Source organism: Duganella sacchari, assembly GCF_900143065.1.
GTDB lineage: Bacteria > Pseudomonadota > Gammaproteobacteria > Burkholderiales > Burkholderiaceae_D > Rugamonas > Rugamonas sacchari.
This window is the reverse complement of record NZ_FRCX01000001.1, coordinates 663,337-680,167: the sequence shown is the minus strand read 5'-3', so window position 1 is coordinate 680,167 and position 16,831 is coordinate 663,337. Positions and strand designations below refer to the sequence as shown.

The window sequence follows — 16,831 nt, the reverse complement described above, 5'->3', positions numbered from 1 at the left end:
ACAAAAACAGAAAGGGAATAATATGCGACTTCTGCTGGTAGAAGACGACACGATGATAGGCGAAGTAGTGCTGGACCTCTTGCGGGCCGAGCACTACGCGGTCGACTGGGTCAAGGATGGCGACATGGCCGATACCGCGCTGCAGACCCAGACCTACGATCTGGTGCTGCTGGATCTGGGCCTGCCGCGCAAGGATGGCCTCGACGTGCTGCGCTCGATGCGCCTGCGCAAGGAGCTGACGCCGGTGCTGATCGCTACCGCGCGCGACGCCAAGGAACAGCGGATTGCCGGCCTCGATGCTGGCGCCGACGATTATGTGCTCAAACCCTACGACCTCGACGAGCTGCTGGCCCGTATCCGCGCGCTGCTGCGCCGTTCGGCAGGCCGCGCCGAACCGGTGTTCGAGCATGGCAACGTCACGGTCAATCCGCAAACCCGCGAAGTGATCGCGGACGGCAAGCCAGTCAGCCTGTCGGCGCGTGAATGGGCGGTGCTGGAAGCGCTGATTGCGCGCCCGGGCATCGTGCTGTCGCGCCATCAGCTGGAGGAAAAGCTGTACAGCTGGAAGGACGAAGTCAACAGTAACGCGGTGGAAGTCTACATCCACGGCCTGCGCAAGAAACTGGGCGCGGAGCTGATCCAGAACGTGCGTGGCCTGGGCTATATGGTGCCGAAACTATGAAGGTAAGGATGCCGCCGCTGCCGCGCGTGCCGGTTCCGACCCACTCGCTGCGCGGACGCCTGCTGTGGTTCCTGCTGGCGGCCATCACCATGGCCGCGCTGGCGCAGGCGATGATCGCCTACCGCAGCGCGCTCAGCGACGCTGACCAGATCTTCGACTACCACATGCAGCAGATGGCGATGTCGCTGCGCTCCAGCGCCACGCTGACCAACAAGGCCGCCGACACGGCAGCCGATCCCGAAAACGACGACCTCGTGGTGCAGGTATGGACGCCGGACGGCGCGCAGGTGTTCCGTTCGCTGTCGCGCGCGGCCCTGCCACAGCGCGCCGTGCTGGGCTTCTCCAACGTCCGCGTCAACAAGACCACCTACCGGGTGTTCTCGGTGCAGACTTCCAACCAGACCGTACAGATCGCACAGGACATGGCGGTGCGCCAGCGCATGGCCGGCACGCTGGCCTTGCGCACGGTGGGGCCGATTGCCGTCATGGCGCCGGTGCTGATGCTGGTGGTGTGGTGGGTGGTGTCCGGTTCGCTGGCGCCGGTCTCGCGCGTCAAGCGGCAGGTGGCGGCGCGCCAGGCCGAGGATTTGTCGCCCGTGTCGGAAAGCGATCTGCCCGATGAAGTACTGCCGCTGGTGCAGGAGCTGAACCTGCTGTTTGCGCGTGTTCGCACGGCGTTCGAGGCGCAGCAGCATTTTGTGGCCGACGCCGCGCACGAACTGCGCACGCCGTTGGCAGCGCTCAAATTGCAGGTGCTGAGCCTGGAGCGCGCACAGGATGAGGCGGCGCGCAAAGTGGCCGTGTCGCGCGTGACGGCCGGCATCGAACGCGCGACGCGCCTGGTCGAGCAGCTGCTGGTACTGGCGCGCCAGGAAGGCGGCAGCGAGGAAATCAAGCTGGAACCGGTCAGCCTGGGCGAACTGGTCAAGCGGGTGCTGGGCGATATGAACGGCCTGGCGCAAGCGCGCCAGATCGACCTGGGCGTTTATCACGCCGACGACGTGATGGTAGCCGGCCAGCAGGACGCCTTGCTGATCCTGCTGCGCAACCTGATCGACAACGCCATCAAATACACGCCGGCGGGCGGCACCGTCGATATTGAAGTGCGGCGTAGCGTCGCCGCCACAAAAAATGCCAAGCCGCGCATCCTGCTGAGCGTGGAAGATTCCGGCCCCGGCATCCCGGCCGACGAGCGTGAACGCGTGTTCAGCCGCTTCTACCGCGTGCCGGGCAGCCCTGCCGGCGGTAGCGGCCTGGGCATGGCGATTGTGCAGTCGATTGCCGAGCGCCATAACGCCGTGCTGTCGCTGGACCAGTCCGAGCGTCTGGGCGGCTTGAAGGTCAAAGTCGATTTTCCTGACACCATCAAGGCCACTCCAGCTTAAAATGCCGTTTTGACACGGTTTTGGAGTGGTGCATGAAGAAAATCGGCTTTTCGGGAACGCTGGACCCGATCACCAATGGACACATGTGGGTGATCAACGAAGCCCGTTCGCTGGCGGACGAGGTGGTGGTGTTCCTGTCCGAGAATCCGGCCAAGAAGCCCAAGTTCTCGGCCGAAGAGCGCAAAAGCATCATCGCGCTCAGCTGCGCCGAACAGGGCTGGGAAAATGTCTCGGTGGTGATCGTGCGCGGCGACTACACCGCGCGCGCGGCCAAGAAGCAGGGCGTCGAATGCCTGATCCGCGGCATCCGCACCACCGCCGACTTTGATTACGAAAACCTGATCCAGCAAACCAACGTCGACGTGCTGCAAGGCGCCAAGACCGTGTTCGTGATGCCGCCGCGCGACCTGGGCTCGGTCAGCTCATCATTTGTGAAAGCACTGGAAGGGCCGATCGGCTGGAACTGGATCATGAAGAAATTCGTGCCCGGCCCGGCCTATCACGCGTGGGTACTGAGCTGGCTGCGCAAGGAATGGGAAACGCTGTGGGACTACGAACACCGCGACGCCATCGCGATTGCCCATGCGGACGACTGGTTCGCCCAGCTGACCGGAGCGACCGCATACGGCGGCGCCGCGCGCTACTACCACAACCTCGACCACCTGGTGCATGGCCTGTGCGAAATCCGCGTATGGGCCGCCAACACGCGGCCCGATCCGGCCGACGTCGACATCATCAAGCAGGCGTTCTGGTTCCATGACGCCGAGTATGGCCACAATCCCGACCCGGCCGCGCTGACCAACGAAGAAGCCAGCGCACAACTGTGGCTGGGCAGCCATCTGGGGCAGGAAATGGGCGACGCGGCCGAGCTGATACGCGCCACCGACCACTTCCAGGAAGCCGCCATCACCCACCGGCTGAAAGACATCCTATTGTGCGTGGACCTGGCAATCCTGGGGCAGGATGACGAGGTCTACCAGAACTACGCGCGCGCCATCCGGCAAGAATACATCCACCTGCCGGATGCCACCTACCGCGCCCAGCGCGGCGGCGCGCTGGCGCACCTGAGCCGCAAAGCACAGGCCGGCGAGCTATTCCGCGACGCCTACTTCGCCGACCAGTACAACCAACGCGCGATCGACAACATGCAGCACGAAATGGAACGCCTCGCGGTCAAATAATCCGGGGTCAGTTCTTGCAATCCAACACGGGCTCTGCCGTAGCGCTTGCTACGGCAGAGCCCGTGTTGGATTGCAAGAACTGACCCCGGATTTTAATTAGTGCGGTGGCAGTTCGATGGTTTCTTTGCGGGCGGCCATGGCTTCGCCCAGTTCCATCAGGTCCAGCTTGGCTTTGCGGACTTTGGGGAACATGTCGTTTTCCTCTTCGCCGACGTGGTGGTCGATCATTTCCGACAGCACTTTGACTTTGGCGTCAAACAGGTCTTCGGTCGGCTCCATGCTCTGGATTTGCGCGATCAGGTCTTTGGCGGAGGCGTGCTCCACCACTGCTTCATCCATCAGGTCGTCTTCCTTGATGGCTTTGCGCACGGCCGGGTAGAAGATTTCTTCCTCGATCATGGTGTGCCGCGTCAGTTCATCGCAGATTTGCAATGCGAGCTTGTGTTTGCTCACATGAGCACGATCGCCCAGTTCTTCATATTGCTCGAACAGCGATTTCACATGCTCGTGATCTTCCGTCAGCAACGTGATGGCGTCTTGCGGATCGGTTTCGGTAGGGATGGGCTTGGTAACTTTACCAGGTGTGTGCGAAGTGGTTCTCATGTCGGCTCCTTGCGTGGCGAATGGGACTGCACATTCAGTCTAGGAGTGCGAAGAGCTTCGGTCTGTGCATTGCTTAACGTTGTTGCCGCTGGCTCTGTATGGTCAGCACAAATACGCAATCAATGTCCGCAAGGTAGCTGTACACAGCAACATATCCATGACGTCTTTGGCCGATGAGTAGCTCTCGCTTGTCATTGCTAATGGCATGGCCAATTCTGGGGCTTGTTTGCAGCACGCTGATCGCTTGCTGAATTTCCGCAATCTTCTTTGGGATATTGACGGCTTTGCTTTGAACCAGGTGGTTGACGATGCGGTCCAAGTCATCTAACGCCTCGGGCATCAGTTCGATGCGGGCCATCGTTAAGGGACAAACTGTTGAGGCTGCGGAAGAGAGGGGGTGTTGCCAGCAGCACGCTTGTCCAGATAGGCGCTTGCTTCGGCCCACGGGATGGTTTTTTGGGTGGCAAGGAAGTTCTTGAAACGTTGATCTGCCAAAACATGCAGATCGTTGTTGTCTGCTTCTTCCAAAATATGATCCGCCATGATTTTTCTCCCGCAGTGAGAATCGATTCTAGCACTGCGGGTCCTGCTGGCTTTGTGCTATTTAAAAGCGGTTCCAGTTGTTGCGGCGGTGTTCGCTGGCTTCTTTCATGAGGTGGCTGGCGCGTAGCTCATCTTTGGGACTCAGGGCGTCGCCGAGCTGGACGGTCATGGCCAGTTCCTGGATTGCTGGCGGGTATTCGTGCTCGGCTGCTTCTTCCAGCCAGTGGCGGGCCTGGGCCTGGTCTGGCGCGACGCCGGCGCCTTCGCGGTAGACGTTGGACAGCAGGAACATGGCGTGGGCGTTGCCCAGCTCTGCCGCTGCGGTGAGCCAGTGCGCTGCCTGGGCCGCGTCTTGCTTCACGCCTTCGCCGTTCTTGTAGAGCAGACCCAGCATCAACGATGCGCGCGCATGCTGGTGCTGGGCTGCTTGCGTGTACCACGGTGCGGCTGCCGCTGGTGCGGCGGCGACGCCCAACACGCCCACCCGCAGCATCTCGCCCAGCTGGAACGCGGCTTCCGTATCGCCGCCGCGTGCCGACTGCTCAAACAGCTTGAGCGCATCGGCGCGTTGTTCGGGGCGCGTCTGGTAGAGGATGGCCAGCTCGCGCTGCGCCACCGGCAGATTCTGCTCCGACCATGCCATGAGCTTGCGCTCGGCATGGGCGTCCGCTTCCTGCTTGGCTTTCATGCCAATCACTTCAATCTGCGCCGAGGTCGGTTTCTCCTGCTGCATCTGGCATCCCAGCAGGAACACCGACCCCAGCACTGCGAGCAAAGCCGCGCCGGGGTAGTGTTGGAGTCGCATGGTGATTACTTGCTCAGGTCGATGGTGTACTTGGCAAAGCCGCTGGCGTCCAGGCTGCCTTCGGCCGTGACGGCGGTGATGCCGTTGCTCTTCGCCAGCGCCAGGTGGCCAGGCGCCGAACGCAGGATTACCGGACCAGCGGTCGCTATCTTGACGAAGCTCCAGCTGCGCGCGCTGCCATTGCCGGTCAGCGTGACCTTGCCGGTGGCCGTGCCTTGCGCCGCCAGGTAGTTGCTGACCACGGTCTGGTTGGCATCCGGCGATTTGATGATGGTCTTGCTGCCATCAATGCCCGGCACCGCACCGCCGCCGCCCGCGCGATAGTCGTTGGTGGCGACGATGAAGTCGTCCGCATCCGCAATCGCTTTGCCGTTGTAAGTCAGGTTGACGATGCGGCTGCCAGCTGGCTTGGTGACGTCGATCTGATAGGTCAGCGCGTTGTTCTCGGCGTAGAACACGTCGTAGTTGTAGATGGTGCCGTACGACGGTACCAGGTCCTGCTCGGCGGTCTTGGCCGGATCGATCTGGCCGAACTGCTTGGCTGCCGTTTCCAGCCAGGCCTTGAGGTCGGAACCCTTGATCTTCACCGCTTGCAGGTTGTTGTTCGAATACAGATACAGGTCGCCCGGGTTGCGCACTTGCAGGCCAACCGGTACCGCCGCGCTGGCGCCTGGCGCCACGTCGGTGAAGTCGGATGGACCGTTGCGGCCGGCCTTGAACGGCGCGCTGCACGAAATCACCGGAATGTTCTTGTAGCTGGCCAGCGTGGCGTCGGTGCTGGTGGCGATGAAGTTTTTCACATACGCGAGCTGTGCCTGGTTCACGAGCTGGATCGCGGTCACATCGCCGGCCAGCGAGAAGTAGGACGACATCTCGAAGTCGGTGGTCACGCCCAGCGGCTGCTTGGCGAAGGCGATGGTGGCGGCGTGTTCGGTGGCGACCAGCGGAGCGACGCTGCTGTCGGCGGCGATGTTGGTGCTGCCGTCGGTGTATTTGAAGCCGCGCGATTCCACCGTGGTCTTGGTGGGCTGCACCACCCATTTGCCGCCGGTGTAGGCCAGCGTCAGCTTGATGATGCCCAGACGGCGGCCCCAGCTTTGCGCCATCACGGTCGGCACACCGTTGACGAAGCCGTTGACGGCGTCGATGTTGGCGCTGGCCGGGAAGGCGGCAAACGATGGGTCCAGCGCTGGCGCGTTGGCTTCTTTGCCTTTCGGGAAGATCAGGTGCGAGTGGCCGATCAGCAGCGCGTCAATGCCGGTGGTGGTCAGGTGGTAGGAACCGTTTTCCATTTTCGGGCTGTAGGCGCTTGGGTCCAGGCCGCCGTGCGACAGCGCGACCACCAGGTCGGCGCCCTTGGTGCGCATTTCAGGCACGTATTGCTTGGCGGCTTCCTGCACGCCGGTGACGGCGACTTTGCCGGCCAGGTTTTTCTGGTCCCATTCCAGGATCTGCGGCGGCACAAAGCTCATGATGCCGATGTTGATTTTCACGTCCAGCTTGCTGCCGTCGGGCTTGGTGGCCGAGAAGGTTTTTGGCAGCAGCGAGTAGGGCTGCACGATCGGCTTGCCGCTGGCCACGCCGGTGACGTTGCTCAGCACCAGCGGGAAGGTTGGCGCACCGCAGTTGCCGGTGGGCTTGGTGATGCCGGGGATGCCGAAGTCGGTGTTGGTGATCTGGCTCAGGAACGGCAGGCCGTAGTTGAATTCGTGGTTGCCGAAACCGCCGCCGTCGAACTTCATGGCGTTCATGACTTTGTGCACGGCCAGCGTGTCGCTGCAGGCGATCGGCCTGGTCACGGCTTGCAGGTCGCCCAGCAGCGTGCCCTGGATGACGTCGCCGTCGTCGAGCAGCACGTTGTTCGGGTTCTCGGTGCGCGCGGCCTTGACCAGCGACGAGGTGCGTTCCAGGCCCAGGCTGGTGTCCTCGGCCAGCGAGTAGTAGTTGTAGCTCATCACGTTGGTGTGGATGTCGGTGGTTTCCAACAGCGCCAGCGTAACGGTGGTGCCTTCCGGGATCGCCGGTGCCGGTGGAGTGGTTGCCACCGGGGCGCTGTCGCCGCCGCACGCTACAAGGCCGGCCGCAGTCATTGCCGCCAACATCACCAGATTCAGTTTCATTGCTACCCCAAGAGTGAGAAAAATTAAGGTTGTGACTCTAATCAAACAACATGACATACGCATGACAAAACGCAAATGTTTGCGCCGCGAGCCGCTAATAGCGGGCCGCACGAGCCTTGGCGTGATTTAGCAACTTTGTGGCACATTTAAACAATACCATTTAACCAACTTTTCCCTAGTCTTGTTGAGCGTGCCGGAGCCACAAGCGGCCGGGGCGCATAGAGATGCGTCATCCTTCGATCAACCACCATGGAGACAAGGCATGAAACTACGCAATAGATGGATCACTGGGGCGGCGATAGTGGCGGCGCTGACAGCAGCGCTGCCCGCATCCGCCGGCAATACGGGCGTGGCGTTTGTGCATGGCACGGGTCACCAGACCGATGCTGCCAATAATTATTGGACTTGGGACATGATTAATTCGGTGAAGCAAGGTTTGCCGAATCAGAATCTGTATGTGGTCATCAATTGCGACTTCGACCAGTACATGTGGAGTGCGGCAGCCGTCGGTTGCCTGGCCGATCAGCTGTATCCCTTCATCGTCAATAACAACATCACCGACCTGGTGGTGGAGACCCATTCCAACGGCGGTAATGTGCTGCGCTGGCTGATGTCCAACCCGACCGCCGACAGCCGTTACCCGGCCATCATCAAGGCGATACGCTGGGCCAATGCGCTGGCGCCGTCGTCGCTGGGCACGCCACTGGCGGACGCTGCCATCAGCGGCAATGTATTCGAGAGCGCTGTCGGCTGGCTGCTCGGCTACAAGAGCGACGCCGTGCGCATGCAGCAGACCAGCTGGATGGCCAACTACAACGCGTCCTGGCTGTATGGCACGGCGGGCCGGCCGGCGCTGCCCAAGCCGTTCTACAACATCGTCGGCACCGATGTCGACAGCTCGCCGTTCGACAGCGACAGCTATTGCGGCGGCTACACGCTGAACGTGGGACTGGAAATCACGCAGGGCTGGCTGGACAGCTGCTCGGACGGCTTCCTCAACTGCACCAGCCAGGCCGGCGCCGGCTCGCACTGGTTCAACGACAAGGACAAGACCAACGGCGCCGAGCCGCTGTCGCACAACCAGAGCCGCCGCCAGTGCTTTGGCCTGGACGTCATCCTGCGTAACGACATCTGAAAGGGACCATCATGCAAACACGTCTGAAATTACTGGTGGCCGCCACGCTGTCGTGCGCCAATTCCTTGTACGCGGCCAGCTTGCTGCCGCCACAGAGCGGCGATCTGGCCGCCAAGGCCGTGGTTGTGCCTGCGGCGCCGGCCGCGATGAAAGCGGAGGCTGCCGCACTGCCGGTGGTGGCACGCGAGCCGGTGTCGTTGAGCTGGGCCTCGCCGGAGATTGCCGCCGTCGCACCAGCGCCTTTCGTTGCGCGCAGCAAGGAATCCTATACCACGGTGACGGCCGATGAGCTGGCTGCTGGCGTGCCGCTGCATACCACGGCGCCGCGCGCGCTGGTGCGGGTGCAGGCGCTGAGTACGGTCGGTCCGCGCGAGCAGGCCGCCATCCATCCTCAGTCCATGACGGTGATTGATCCGAAAGGCCGCGCGATGAAAGCCGGCGAGGGTATGGAGGCCATGGTCACCGCCGACAAGCTGGCCAAGGCCGACATCCCGTTCGCAGAAGGCACCTCGGCCTTCCGGCTGCAATCCTCGCTGGGTGCGGGCGAATTCAAGCTGAAGGTGGAGGGCGCCAGCGGCAGTGATCGTTACCTGGTTAACGTGGTGGAGCCGGACAGTCCGTATGCACTGACCATGCAGACCGGCGCGCTGCACTATTTGCACGGCAACGAACTGGTACTGCAAGCCGCGCTGGAAACTGCGGTGGATGGCGCCAAGGTCAAGCTGAGCCAGCTGACGGGCGACGTGGTGTCGCCGGCCGGGCGCCACTTCCCGGTCAGCTTCAAGGCCGACAGCGGCGGGCGCATGCGCGCTACGTTGACACTGGACGCGGACGAAACGCCAACGCCGGGCTTGTGGGAGATCTCGGCCGAAGGTACGGCCAGCACAAAGGGCCAGACAGTCAAGCGCTCGATACGGCTGGCCTTCCCGGTCGCCATGCCCGTGGCACGCCTGACGCGCAGTGCTGAGCTGACTTCCGGCGCAGGCGTCAATCTGGCGGTGGGCGTGGAAGCGGCGACGGCCGGGCGCTATGAAGTACGCGGCGTTTTATACGGCACGGTGAAGGGGGCGCTGACGCCGCTGGGCGTGGCCGATTCGGCGCAGTGGCTGGAGCAGGGCACGGGCAGCATTGCGCTCAACTTCGCGCCGGAGTTGATCGCCAATGCTACCGGTCCGTTCGAGCTGCGCGAGCTGTTCCTGCTCGACCAGGGCCGGCTGGGCGTGCTGCACCATCAGCAGCGCGCCATGCTCATCAGCGAAGCCGAGGTGGTACGTGCAGCCGGCCGCGCTGCGGTGCCGGTTGCGCTCGGCGGACTCAAGGCCACGGCCGAGCCAGTACGCGTGAAGCAGGCGCCGAACGCGCAATCCTCACCGCGCTAGTAAGCCCAGTACGGTCCGGCCTTGCCCGCGACCGTATTGGCTTCCATCACCACAAACACGCGGCGGCCGTAGAAGAAGGGCAGGCCCCAGTCAAAGTAGTTGCCGGACGAGCTGCTACTGCCCACCGTGCCGCCGACTTGCGCCGCGCTGATGGTCGAGGCCAGGCCGACCATGTTGACCACATTGAAATTGACGGCGCCCGAAGCGCTGCCGTCCGCTGCCGTGTTGGTGGCGCTCAGCGACAGCGTGGACGATGGGCAGTAGAAGTCGCCACCCGAGCACTGGCGTATCGTGCTGTCGCTGAAGAAGTAGCCGTTGGAGCCGCTGTCGATAAAGCTGGCGCTGTAGGTCTTGCCTTTGTAGGTGGTGCTGAAATCGCCGCTGCTATTGGCTTTGTAGATGGTCTCGGTGTTGATGGTGTTGTTGCTCTGCGTGTTGACGCCAAAGATCAGCGTGCCGCTGACCGAGGTCAGGCCCGCCGTACCGACACTGGGCAGCGTGATCAGCAAGCCATTGTTGTTGACCGAGAACGAAGCCACCGGATTACTGATTTGCTTGGTCAGTGGCATGGCACTGGCCGTACAGCTGCCGCTGGCGCAAGCGTAGTACACGCCGCTGATGGCCGCGTTGGCGCAATTCGTGCCGCAGTCCTGCTTGAACATGCCCACGCCCAGGATGCCTTTCGCGCCCATGGCCGACAGCGACCCCAGGTTGGTCCCCGCGCTGCTGCAGCTGGAGGGCGTGGTGGCGTAAGCCGCGCCCGTATCGCCGATCACCTGGATCGAAATACCGGACGCCACTTCATCGGCCATCTTGACGTCAGCCTGGCGCACTGCGCCCCAGGTATAGCCGCTGATGAACTTGCCACATTCGCCCGCCGCCGCGCCTGACGCGGTGGTCACGGCCGGCAGCGATAGCGTCGAGCTGAGCTGGCTGGCCAGCAGGCGCAGGCCGTAGGAGCCGGTATCCAGCAGCACATGGTCAATAGTCTCGCAGGTGGTGGTGCCAGGACGGCACACCGTAACGCTCACATACGGGATATTGATTGCACCGTTGGCGCCGCTTGGTCCATTGTCGACCACGATTGCGGTGCTGTTGCTGAGCGCCGCCGTCACGCTGAGCGCGGCGCTGGCATTGGCCGTGCCGCCGTCGCCGGTGCAAGCCAGGCTGTAAGTGAAATTGCCTGCTGCGGTAGATGTCACGGTGATGCTGCCCGAGGTGGCCTTGCTGCCGCTCCAGGCGCCGCTGGCGGTGCAGCTGGTGGCATTGGCCGACGACCAGCTCAGTACCGTGCTTTGCGCGGTGGTGATATTGGCCGGCGCCAGCGTCAGGCCGACCGTCGGCGATGGTGGCGGCGTGCTGACCGTGACAGCGGCCGTGTTACTGACGCTGCCGCAAGTCAAGGTGTAATTGGCGGTACCCGCCGCACCGGCGGTCACGCTTTGCGTGCCGCTGCTGGCGACACTGCCGCTCCAGGCGCCGGACGCCGTACAGCCGCTGGACGGCGGATTGCTGACGTTCCAGGTCAGCGTAATCACCTGGCCGGTGGTGGTGGCCGTCGGCGAGGCGCTGATGCTGACTACTGGCGTGGCTGCCGCCATCGCTTCCGTCGTGGCGCCGTTGCTGGTGGTGGACGACTCGCCGCCACCGCCGCACGCAGCCAGAAACAGGCACAGCACCACGCTGGCCAGAGATAAAGATTTCATGGCGGCTTCCTTATTCGATGCTACTGGTGTCGAAGCCGGCCGGCAGTGCGCCGGGGATCCAGGCTTGCCCGGTGTAAGCGCGCATATGGCCGTTGGAGACGATCACTACATCGGACTGGTCCACCGCCAGCTGCGAATGGCCAGCCTTGGGCCGCTTGGCCGCGTTGCTGGTCATGACGGTGAATTTATCGCCAAGCAGCGTGCGCAGGTCGGGCAGCGTCGGGCCGTTCCAGCTGACGGCAAACACCACGCCGTTGCTATCCACGTACTCGCGCACGATGGTGCCGCTGTCCAGTGTGGACTGGCTGACGGTGTAGACCGATTCACTGGCGCTGGCAGCCAGGCTGCGTGCCGCCATGCGGGTCTGGGTCGGCGTGCCGCCGAAATTGGAAGGCGTGCTGCCCAACGCTGCCCAGGCGAGTGCGCCTTGCAGCAGGGACAGGAATAACATCAACGTGAACGCGCGGCGCATGGAACACCTCATTGCCGAAAATTAAGACAATCAGAGTGTAGGGCCGCCGCGAGTTGGATTAAGTTAGCGAGATGTAAGCAAACGTTACGGAATCAGCGAAAAGATGTGGGCCGCAACCGGGCCTTGGCTCAGGCGCACGCGATTGCGCGCCAGACATTCATAGGTGGCGCCGGATTTGCGGGCCACGCCCATGCTGGCTTCGTTGCCCTCAGCGACCACGATTTCCACGCGTGACAGCTGCAGGGTGTCAAATGCATGGCGTGCCAGCGCGGCAACAGCGGCCGTGGCTGCGCCCTGGCGGTAGGCCGAGCTGCGTATCCAGTAGCCGAGATTGCAGAAGCCATGAACGGAATTGAAGTGGTTCAGGCCCGCGCCGCCAACAAAGCGCAGGTCATCCTGGCGGAAGACGCCGAACTCGTAGGCACTGCCGCTGGCCTGGCCTGCCGCGCAAAAGGCAAACCAGTCCAGCGCATCCTGCTCGGTGTAGTCGCTGCGCGCCCACGGCATCCAGACGGCGAGCGTCTCGGTGGATTCGCGCACCGCTGCCGCAAAGGTGGCAGCGTCGGTTTCCACGAAGGGCCGCAGCAGGAAACCGTGGGCGCGCAGCTGGCTCATGCTTAGAACTTCAGGTACAGGCGGCCGAAATAGGACGCGCCGTTCAAGCCAAACTGCACCGACTCGTATTTGAAGCCGTTATCGGTTTCATCCGGATTCTGCGTGCTTGGGTGGACGTTGAAGATGTTATTGCCACCAAACGTGAACTTCATGTTCTTGTTGATGGTGTAGGTGAACGCCAGGTCCGCCGAGGTTTTGGACTCGTAGTGCTGGTTCGCCACGCCAGCCGCGGTGCCGCTGTAGGTCCCCAGCGTCTGTGGACCAAAGTGAATAATTTTCAGGTCGCTTTCCCAGGCGCCGTGCGTGTAGTCGAAGCCCAGCGTGGCCTTGGAGCGCGGTGCGCCCTGTTCGATGTACAGGCGTTCCTTCTCCGACAGCAGCACGTCTTCATAACCCTTCAGCGACGCTGGCGCGTGGATGCCGGTCACCTCGGTTTTGCTGACGTTCATGGCCAGGAAGGTGGTCAGCTTGTCGGCGCCAAACGTGGTTTTGTGCGACGCGGTCAGGTCCAGGCCCTTGGTCTTGGTATCGACCGAGTTGACGAAGAACTGCGCCTGACCGACGCCCAGCGTGGCCAGCTTGGCTGCCAGGTCCGGATAGTTGCTGTCGTCAAAACGGCCGGACAGCACGATGCGGTCCTTGATCTTGATCTGGTACAGGTCAGCGGTGACGGACACGGCTTGCGTCGGCGTCCAGGTCGAGCCCAGCGTGAAGCTGGTGGACTTTTCTTCCTTCAGCTTGGGAATGCCGGCCAGGTTGGTGACCGGGCTGTTGTTTGGCGCCAGCACCACGTCGGTCGGCACGCCGCCGATGAAGTCGGTGAAGGTGGACGAGAAGTACATCTGCTGCAGCGACGGTGCACGGAAGCCGGTCGAGGCCGAACCGCGCAGCAGCACGGTCGGGGCCACGCGCCAGCTGCCAGCCAGCTTGCCGGTGGTGGTCGAGCCGAAGTCGCTGTACTTTTCATGGCGCACCGCGCCCTGTGCCTTGACCGTGTCGCTCAGGTCGGCTTCCAGATCGAGGTAGACGGCCAGGCTATGGCGATTGGCGTTGACCTGGTCGCCAGGCTGGAAGCCCGGGAAGCCCTGGCTGCCAGCAGCGCCGCCAATCCCGACGCCATCGGCATCAATGTAGGAACCAGTTTCGCCAGCGTAGATCTTGTAGTTCTCGTGACGGTATTCGCCACCGAATGCCACGTTCAGGCCACCGCTGCCAAACACGCCATCGAAGTAGCGGTTGAAGTCGAGGTTGGTGGTCAGCTGTTCAAACGAGAAGCCGCCGGCGTTGAAGCTGCTCGGGCTGATGCCTTTGCCGCCGGCCAGCAGGTCCTTGTTGGCGATCGACGCATTCAGCGTGTTGCTGATGTCGTAGATCATCTTGTTGTAGCCATAGGTCTGCGACAGGTCCATATTCCAGTCGCCGATCTGGTTGCGGTGGCCGATGGTGCCGTAGCGGTCGTCGATCTTGGCGTTGATGAATGGCACGAAGCCGTTCGGGTACATGGCCGCCGAGTTGCGCGACGGGATATCGTCGCTGCCAATGCCGCCGCGCGCCCAAGCGCCGGACGAAGCATCGCGGCTTTGCGCGCCGGCCGTGAAGTACAGCTTGCCGGTGCCAGTGGTGGGCAGCTCGCCGTTCAGGTAGATGGTCTGGTTCTTGGTTTTGCTGTCGCCGATGGTGCGCGGATTGTCGGCGTCGGCGCGGTTGGAGCGGCCACGGTCCAGGTACTCGCCGGTCACGCCGAGCACGCCGCCATTGCCGATCTCAAAGCCGCAGTAGGCGGAAGCCATGTAGTTCTTGCCGTCGCGCTTGCTGTATTCGCTGAAACCGGTCACGGCTTCGCAGCCTTTGGATTTTTTGAGGCCGATGTCCATGACACCGGCAATCGCGTCGGAACCGTACTGGGCGGCAGCGCCGTCACGCAGGATTTGCACGTCCTTAATCGCCATCATCGGGATGGCGTTCATGTCGGTGCCGGTGTTGCCGCGGTTACGCGCGCCAAACAGGTTGACCAGCGCGGTGGTGTGGCGGCGTTTGCCGTTGACCAGCACCAGGGTCTGGTCCGAACCCAGGCCGCGCAGCGCGGCCGAGTCCACCAGGTCGGCGCCATCGGAGCCGGTCTGACGCGTGGAGTTGAACGATGGCGAAATATAGGTCAGCGTCTGCGCCAGATCGAACTGGCCGCCGGTCTCGCCGGCTTTGCTGAGTGGAATGATATCCACGGGTACGACGGTGTCGGTGGCCGAGCTGGCTGCGCGGCGCGACCCCACGATGCTGACCGACTGCACGGCGCCGTCAGCGGTTTGGGCGTAGGTCTCTGGCGTCAGTGCCAGCGCACTGGCGCCATACAGACTGAACAAGACGGCTTTACGTAAGGTTGTTGTTTTGAGCACGAGTCGTCTCCCATGAAAAATTTGATTTTATGCAAATTATTCATATGGATAGCTGATTTTCTGGCAATTTTGCGCTCAAACATTATTTTCTGTTGTATGGGCGCGCCAGTACAACGTTTCACTTACGTAGCACTACGCAAGTTCCGTGCGGCCGCCGATTAAAATTGTTTCATTTCGGAATTCCGTACGTAGTTTGCACGGCGTGCCCAGGTTGGCGCCCTGGTACAAGGTCACACCCGTTTGCAGGTGCACCGTGAGCGCGCCTGCCGCCACGCCGGTGGCGCCGTCTTCGCCCGCCGGGTCCAGATGGTTGATGTTGCGGCCTTCCAGCGCGCCGTCCGGACGACGGCACCAGACGTAGCAGCCGCTGACCTGGTGTGCCTTGCCCCATGCCGCAACGCGGGGCAGATCTGGCGTGAGGGCGTGCAGCGTGGCGCTGTCGGCCACTTCCAGCAGCAGCTTGGGGCTGCCGACCGAGGCGATCACGGGGGGCGAGCGCAGTGCGATGCCCGGCACGGCCAGCAGCTGGCCTGGCAGTTCCGGTGCCATCGCTACCTGCGGTACCGCTTGCGGGCTGAGTTCGATGAACACTTCACCGTCCTGCCATAACAAAGTCAGTTCCTGGCCGCGCAGGGCTGTGCGGACGGTGAGGCGAGGCTGCCCGGACGACAGCAGCACCCGTGCTGCCGCCAGCGTGGCGTGCAGGCAGAGTGGGCTGCGCGTGTGCGGATAGAAATAATCCAGCACCAGGCCGCCATCCACCTGGTCAATGAACACGCAGGCAGGCTGGTTGCGCTCCGCCGCAAACTGCTGGCGCTGCCCGGTGCTGGAACGGTCGTGTTGCACGACCAGCGCGGCGTTGCCGCTGCCTGGGGCGATGCCAAAGCACAGCAGCTCCTGTACTTGCGAATTTTGCATTCTGGTCCCTTGAATCTGCGTTTCATCGCATCCCTGCCGTCCGCGCGTCGGGCGCAGGCAAGAATGTGGTTTTCGTTAAGGATAGGCATTATGACAAAGCACGCCGCGTTTTGCTTGGCAGGGCTGATACTGGCCGCTCCCGTGCTGGCCGCCACGGCCACCACCCAGTTGATCGATGGCCGCAAGGTCGAGCTGGTGGCCATGAAAAATCCGGCGGCGCAGGCCACGGTCGTGTTTGAAAACGGCTCCCGCGCCACCGTGGATAAATGGGACAAGGTCATTGATGGCATCGCGCCGCAAGCGTCGGTGTTTGCCTACAACCGGCCGGGCTATGGCAAGAGCGCAGACACGGCAACACCACGCGACGGCCTGACCATCGTTGAAGAACTGCGCCGCATCCTTCAGCATGAAGGTCTGGCGCCGCCCTACATCCTGGTGGGGCATTCGCTGGGCGGGCTGTACATGCAGCTGTTCGCCAAGCGCCATCCAGAGGAAGTGGCCGGCATCGTGCTGGTCGATGCCCTGTATCCGCGCGTGATCAAGAAGCAGGAGGATTTTCCATTGCTGACGCGTGCGGGCGAATGGCTGTTCTTTTCCAGCATGGTACGCAAAGAAATCAGCGGCATCTACGAAACCGGCGAGCAGGTGATGGCCCAGGGCGACATCGACAGCAAGCCGATGGTACGCCTGGTCAATCAGCCCAAGGGCGCAACCGCGGTGCCCGTCGATTTTGGCGTCGTCAACAGCGACCCGCAAACCATTTCCTTCGTACGCGCCTTGTACCCCCACGCCAAAACCGTGGTAGTCGATTCTGACCACCAAATGCAGAGCGCCTCGCCAGAGGTGGTGGTGCAGGCTATTAAAGACGTAATGGAGGCCGGGCAACATCAATAG

Annotated in this window: 16 protein-coding genes; 6 read left to right on the top strand and 10 right to left on the bottom strand. The window is 62.6% G+C overall.

The window, feature by feature from the left end; translation table 11 throughout:
- Nucleotides 1–22: 22 nt before the first annotated feature.
- The 3 genes from BUA36_RS03200 to coaD are packed head-to-tail and all read left to right on the top strand — an operon-like array spanning nt 23 to nt 3,248.
- Nucleotides 23–682 (top strand): response regulator, encoded by a 660-nt coding sequence (locus BUA36_RS03200; RefSeq protein ID WP_072781257.1) that lies wholly within the window; start codon nt 23–25, stop codon nt 680–682.
- A gap of 8 nt (nt 683–690) precedes the next feature.
- A complete protein-coding gene (locus BUA36_RS03195) occupies nt 691–2,067 on the top strand; it encodes an ATP-binding protein (protein ID WP_229255592.1) in 1,377 nt (458 codons plus the stop codon).
- 32 nt (nt 2,068–2,099) lie between these two features.
- On the top strand, nt 2,100–3,248 hold the full coding sequence (gene coaD, locus BUA36_RS03190; protein ID WP_072781253.1) for a pantetheine-phosphate adenylyltransferase: 1,149 nt from the start codon (nt 2,100–2,102) through the stop codon (nt 3,246–3,248).
- Nucleotides 3,249–3,344: 96 nt separating this feature from the next.
- Here coaD and BUA36_RS03185 read toward each other — a convergent pair whose 3' ends face one another.
- The 5 genes from BUA36_RS03185 to BUA36_RS03165 form a co-directional block, all read right to left on the bottom strand.
- The gene (locus BUA36_RS03185; protein WP_072781251.1) at nt 3,345–3,851 is read right to left on the bottom strand and encodes a hemerythrin domain-containing protein; all 507 of its coding nucleotides are present in this window, start codon (nt 3,849–3,851) and stop codon (nt 3,345–3,347) included.
- A gap of 73 nt (nt 3,852–3,924) precedes the next feature.
- Nucleotides 3,925–4,209: a type II toxin-antitoxin system RelE/ParE family toxin gene (locus BUA36_RS03180; protein ID WP_072781250.1), complete on the bottom strand. Its 285-nt coding sequence runs from the start codon at nt 4,207–4,209 to the stop codon at nt 3,925–3,927.
- A gap of 2 nt (nt 4,210–4,211) precedes the next feature.
- Nucleotides 4,212–4,394 carry a hypothetical protein gene (locus BUA36_RS03175; protein WP_072781248.1) on the bottom strand — a complete coding sequence of 61 codons (183 nt, stop codon included), beginning with the start codon at nt 4,392–4,394 and terminating at the stop codon, nt 4,212–4,214.
- Nucleotides 4,395–4,455: 61 nt separating this feature from the next.
- Entirely contained in the window at nt 4,456–5,199 is a 744-nt protein-coding gene (locus BUA36_RS03170) for a tetratricopeptide repeat protein (protein ID WP_072781247.1), read from the bottom strand.
- A 5-nt stretch (nt 5,200–5,204) separates the two neighbouring features.
- Complete coding sequence (locus tag BUA36_RS03165) at nt 5,205–7,319, bottom strand: bifunctional 2',3'-cyclic-nucleotide 2'-phosphodiesterase/3'-nucleotidase (protein WP_084559960.1); 2,115 nt, start codon at nt 7,317–7,319, stop codon at nt 5,205–5,207.
- Nucleotides 7,320–7,581: 262 nt separating this feature from the next.
- Between BUA36_RS03165 and BUA36_RS03160 the strand changes: the two genes are divergently transcribed.
- Entirely contained in the window at nt 7,582–8,454 is an 873-nt protein-coding gene (locus BUA36_RS03160; protein WP_072781245.1) for a Fes1 domain-containing protein, read from the top strand.
- A gap of 11 nt (nt 8,455–8,465) precedes the next feature.
- Complete coding sequence (locus BUA36_RS03155; protein ID WP_072781243.1) at nt 8,466–9,833, top strand: DUF4785 domain-containing protein; 1,368 nt, start codon at nt 8,466–8,468, stop codon at nt 9,831–9,833.
- Here BUA36_RS03155 and BUA36_RS03150 read toward each other — a convergent pair.
- The 5 genes from BUA36_RS03150 to BUA36_RS03130 form a co-directional block, all read right to left on the bottom strand.
- Nucleotides 9,830–11,539 carry a DUF3443 family protein gene (locus BUA36_RS03150; RefSeq protein WP_072781242.1) on the bottom strand — a complete coding sequence of 570 codons (1,710 nt, stop codon included), beginning with the start codon at nt 11,537–11,539 and terminating at the stop codon, nt 9,830–9,832. The genes BUA36_RS03155 and BUA36_RS03150 overlap by 4 nt on opposite strands.
- Before the next feature lie 10 nt (nt 11,540–11,549).
- On the bottom strand, nt 11,550–12,011 hold the full coding sequence (locus BUA36_RS03145) for a DUF2844 domain-containing protein (protein WP_072781240.1): 462 nt from the start codon (nt 12,009–12,011) through the stop codon (nt 11,550–11,552).
- An 84-nt stretch (nt 12,012–12,095) separates the two neighbouring features.
- On the bottom strand, nt 12,096–12,626 hold the full coding sequence (locus tag BUA36_RS03140) for a GNAT family N-acetyltransferase (RefSeq protein WP_072781239.1): 531 nt from the start codon (nt 12,624–12,626) through the stop codon (nt 12,096–12,098).
- 2 nt (nt 12,627–12,628) lie between these two features.
- Entirely contained in the window at nt 12,629–15,019 is a 2,391-nt protein-coding gene (locus tag BUA36_RS03135; protein WP_072781237.1) for a TonB-dependent receptor plug domain-containing protein, read from the bottom strand.
- A gap of 132 nt (nt 15,020–15,151) precedes the next feature.
- Complete coding sequence (locus tag BUA36_RS03130; RefSeq protein ID WP_072781235.1) at nt 15,152–15,937, bottom strand: PhzF family phenazine biosynthesis protein; 786 nt, start codon at nt 15,935–15,937, stop codon at nt 15,152–15,154.
- A gap of 90 nt (nt 15,938–16,027) precedes the next feature.
- Between BUA36_RS03130 and BUA36_RS03125 the strand changes: the two genes are divergently transcribed.
- The gene (locus BUA36_RS03125; RefSeq protein ID WP_072781234.1) at nt 16,028–16,831 is read left to right on the top strand and encodes an alpha/beta fold hydrolase; all 804 of its coding nucleotides are present in this window, start codon (nt 16,028–16,030) and stop codon (nt 16,829–16,831) included.

Coding starts and splice junctions, on each gene's coding strand:
- BUA36_RS03200 (WP_072781257.1), top strand. CDS start 23: ATGCGACTTCTGCTGGTAGAAGACGACACGATGATAGGCGAAGTAGTG.
- BUA36_RS03195 (WP_229255592.1), top strand. CDS start 691: ATGCCGCCGCTGCCGCGCGTGCCGGTTCCGACCCACTCGCTGCGCGGA.
- coaD (WP_072781253.1), top strand. CDS start 2,100: ATGAAGAAAATCGGCTTTTCGGGAACGCTGGACCCGATCACCAATGGA.
- BUA36_RS03185 (WP_072781251.1), bottom strand. CDS start 3,851: ATGAGAACCACTTCGCACACACCTGGTAAAGTTACCAAGCCCATCCCT.
- BUA36_RS03180 (WP_072781250.1), bottom strand. CDS start 4,209: ATGGCCCGCATCGAACTGATGCCCGAGGCGTTAGATGACTTGGACCGC.
- BUA36_RS03175 (WP_072781248.1), bottom strand. CDS start 4,394: ATGGCGGATCATATTTTGGAAGAAGCAGACAACAACGATCTGCATGTT.
- BUA36_RS03170 (WP_072781247.1), bottom strand. CDS start 5,199: ATGCGACTCCAACACTACCCCGGCGCGGCTTTGCTCGCAGTGCTGGGG.
- BUA36_RS03165 (WP_084559960.1), bottom strand. CDS start 7,319: ATGAAACTGAATCTGGTGATGTTGGCGGCAATGACTGCGGCCGGCCTT.
- BUA36_RS03160 (WP_072781245.1), top strand. CDS start 7,582: ATGAAACTACGCAATAGATGGATCACTGGGGCGGCGATAGTGGCGGCG.
- BUA36_RS03155 (WP_072781243.1), top strand. CDS start 8,466: ATGCAAACACGTCTGAAATTACTGGTGGCCGCCACGCTGTCGTGCGCC.
- BUA36_RS03150 (WP_072781242.1), bottom strand. CDS start 11,539: ATGAAATCTTTATCTCTGGCCAGCGTGGTGCTGTGCCTGTTTCTGGCT.
- BUA36_RS03145 (WP_072781240.1), bottom strand. CDS start 12,011: ATGCGCCGCGCGTTCACGTTGATGTTATTCCTGTCCCTGCTGCAAGGC.
- BUA36_RS03140 (WP_072781239.1), bottom strand. CDS start 12,626: ATGAGCCAGCTGCGCGCCCACGGTTTCCTGCTGCGGCCCTTCGTGGAA.
- BUA36_RS03130 (WP_072781235.1), bottom strand. CDS start 15,937: ATGCAAAATTCGCAAGTACAGGAGCTGCTGTGCTTTGGCATCGCCCCA.
- BUA36_RS03125 (WP_072781234.1), top strand. CDS start 16,028: ATGACAAAGCACGCCGCGTTTTGCTTGGCAGGGCTGATACTGGCCGCT.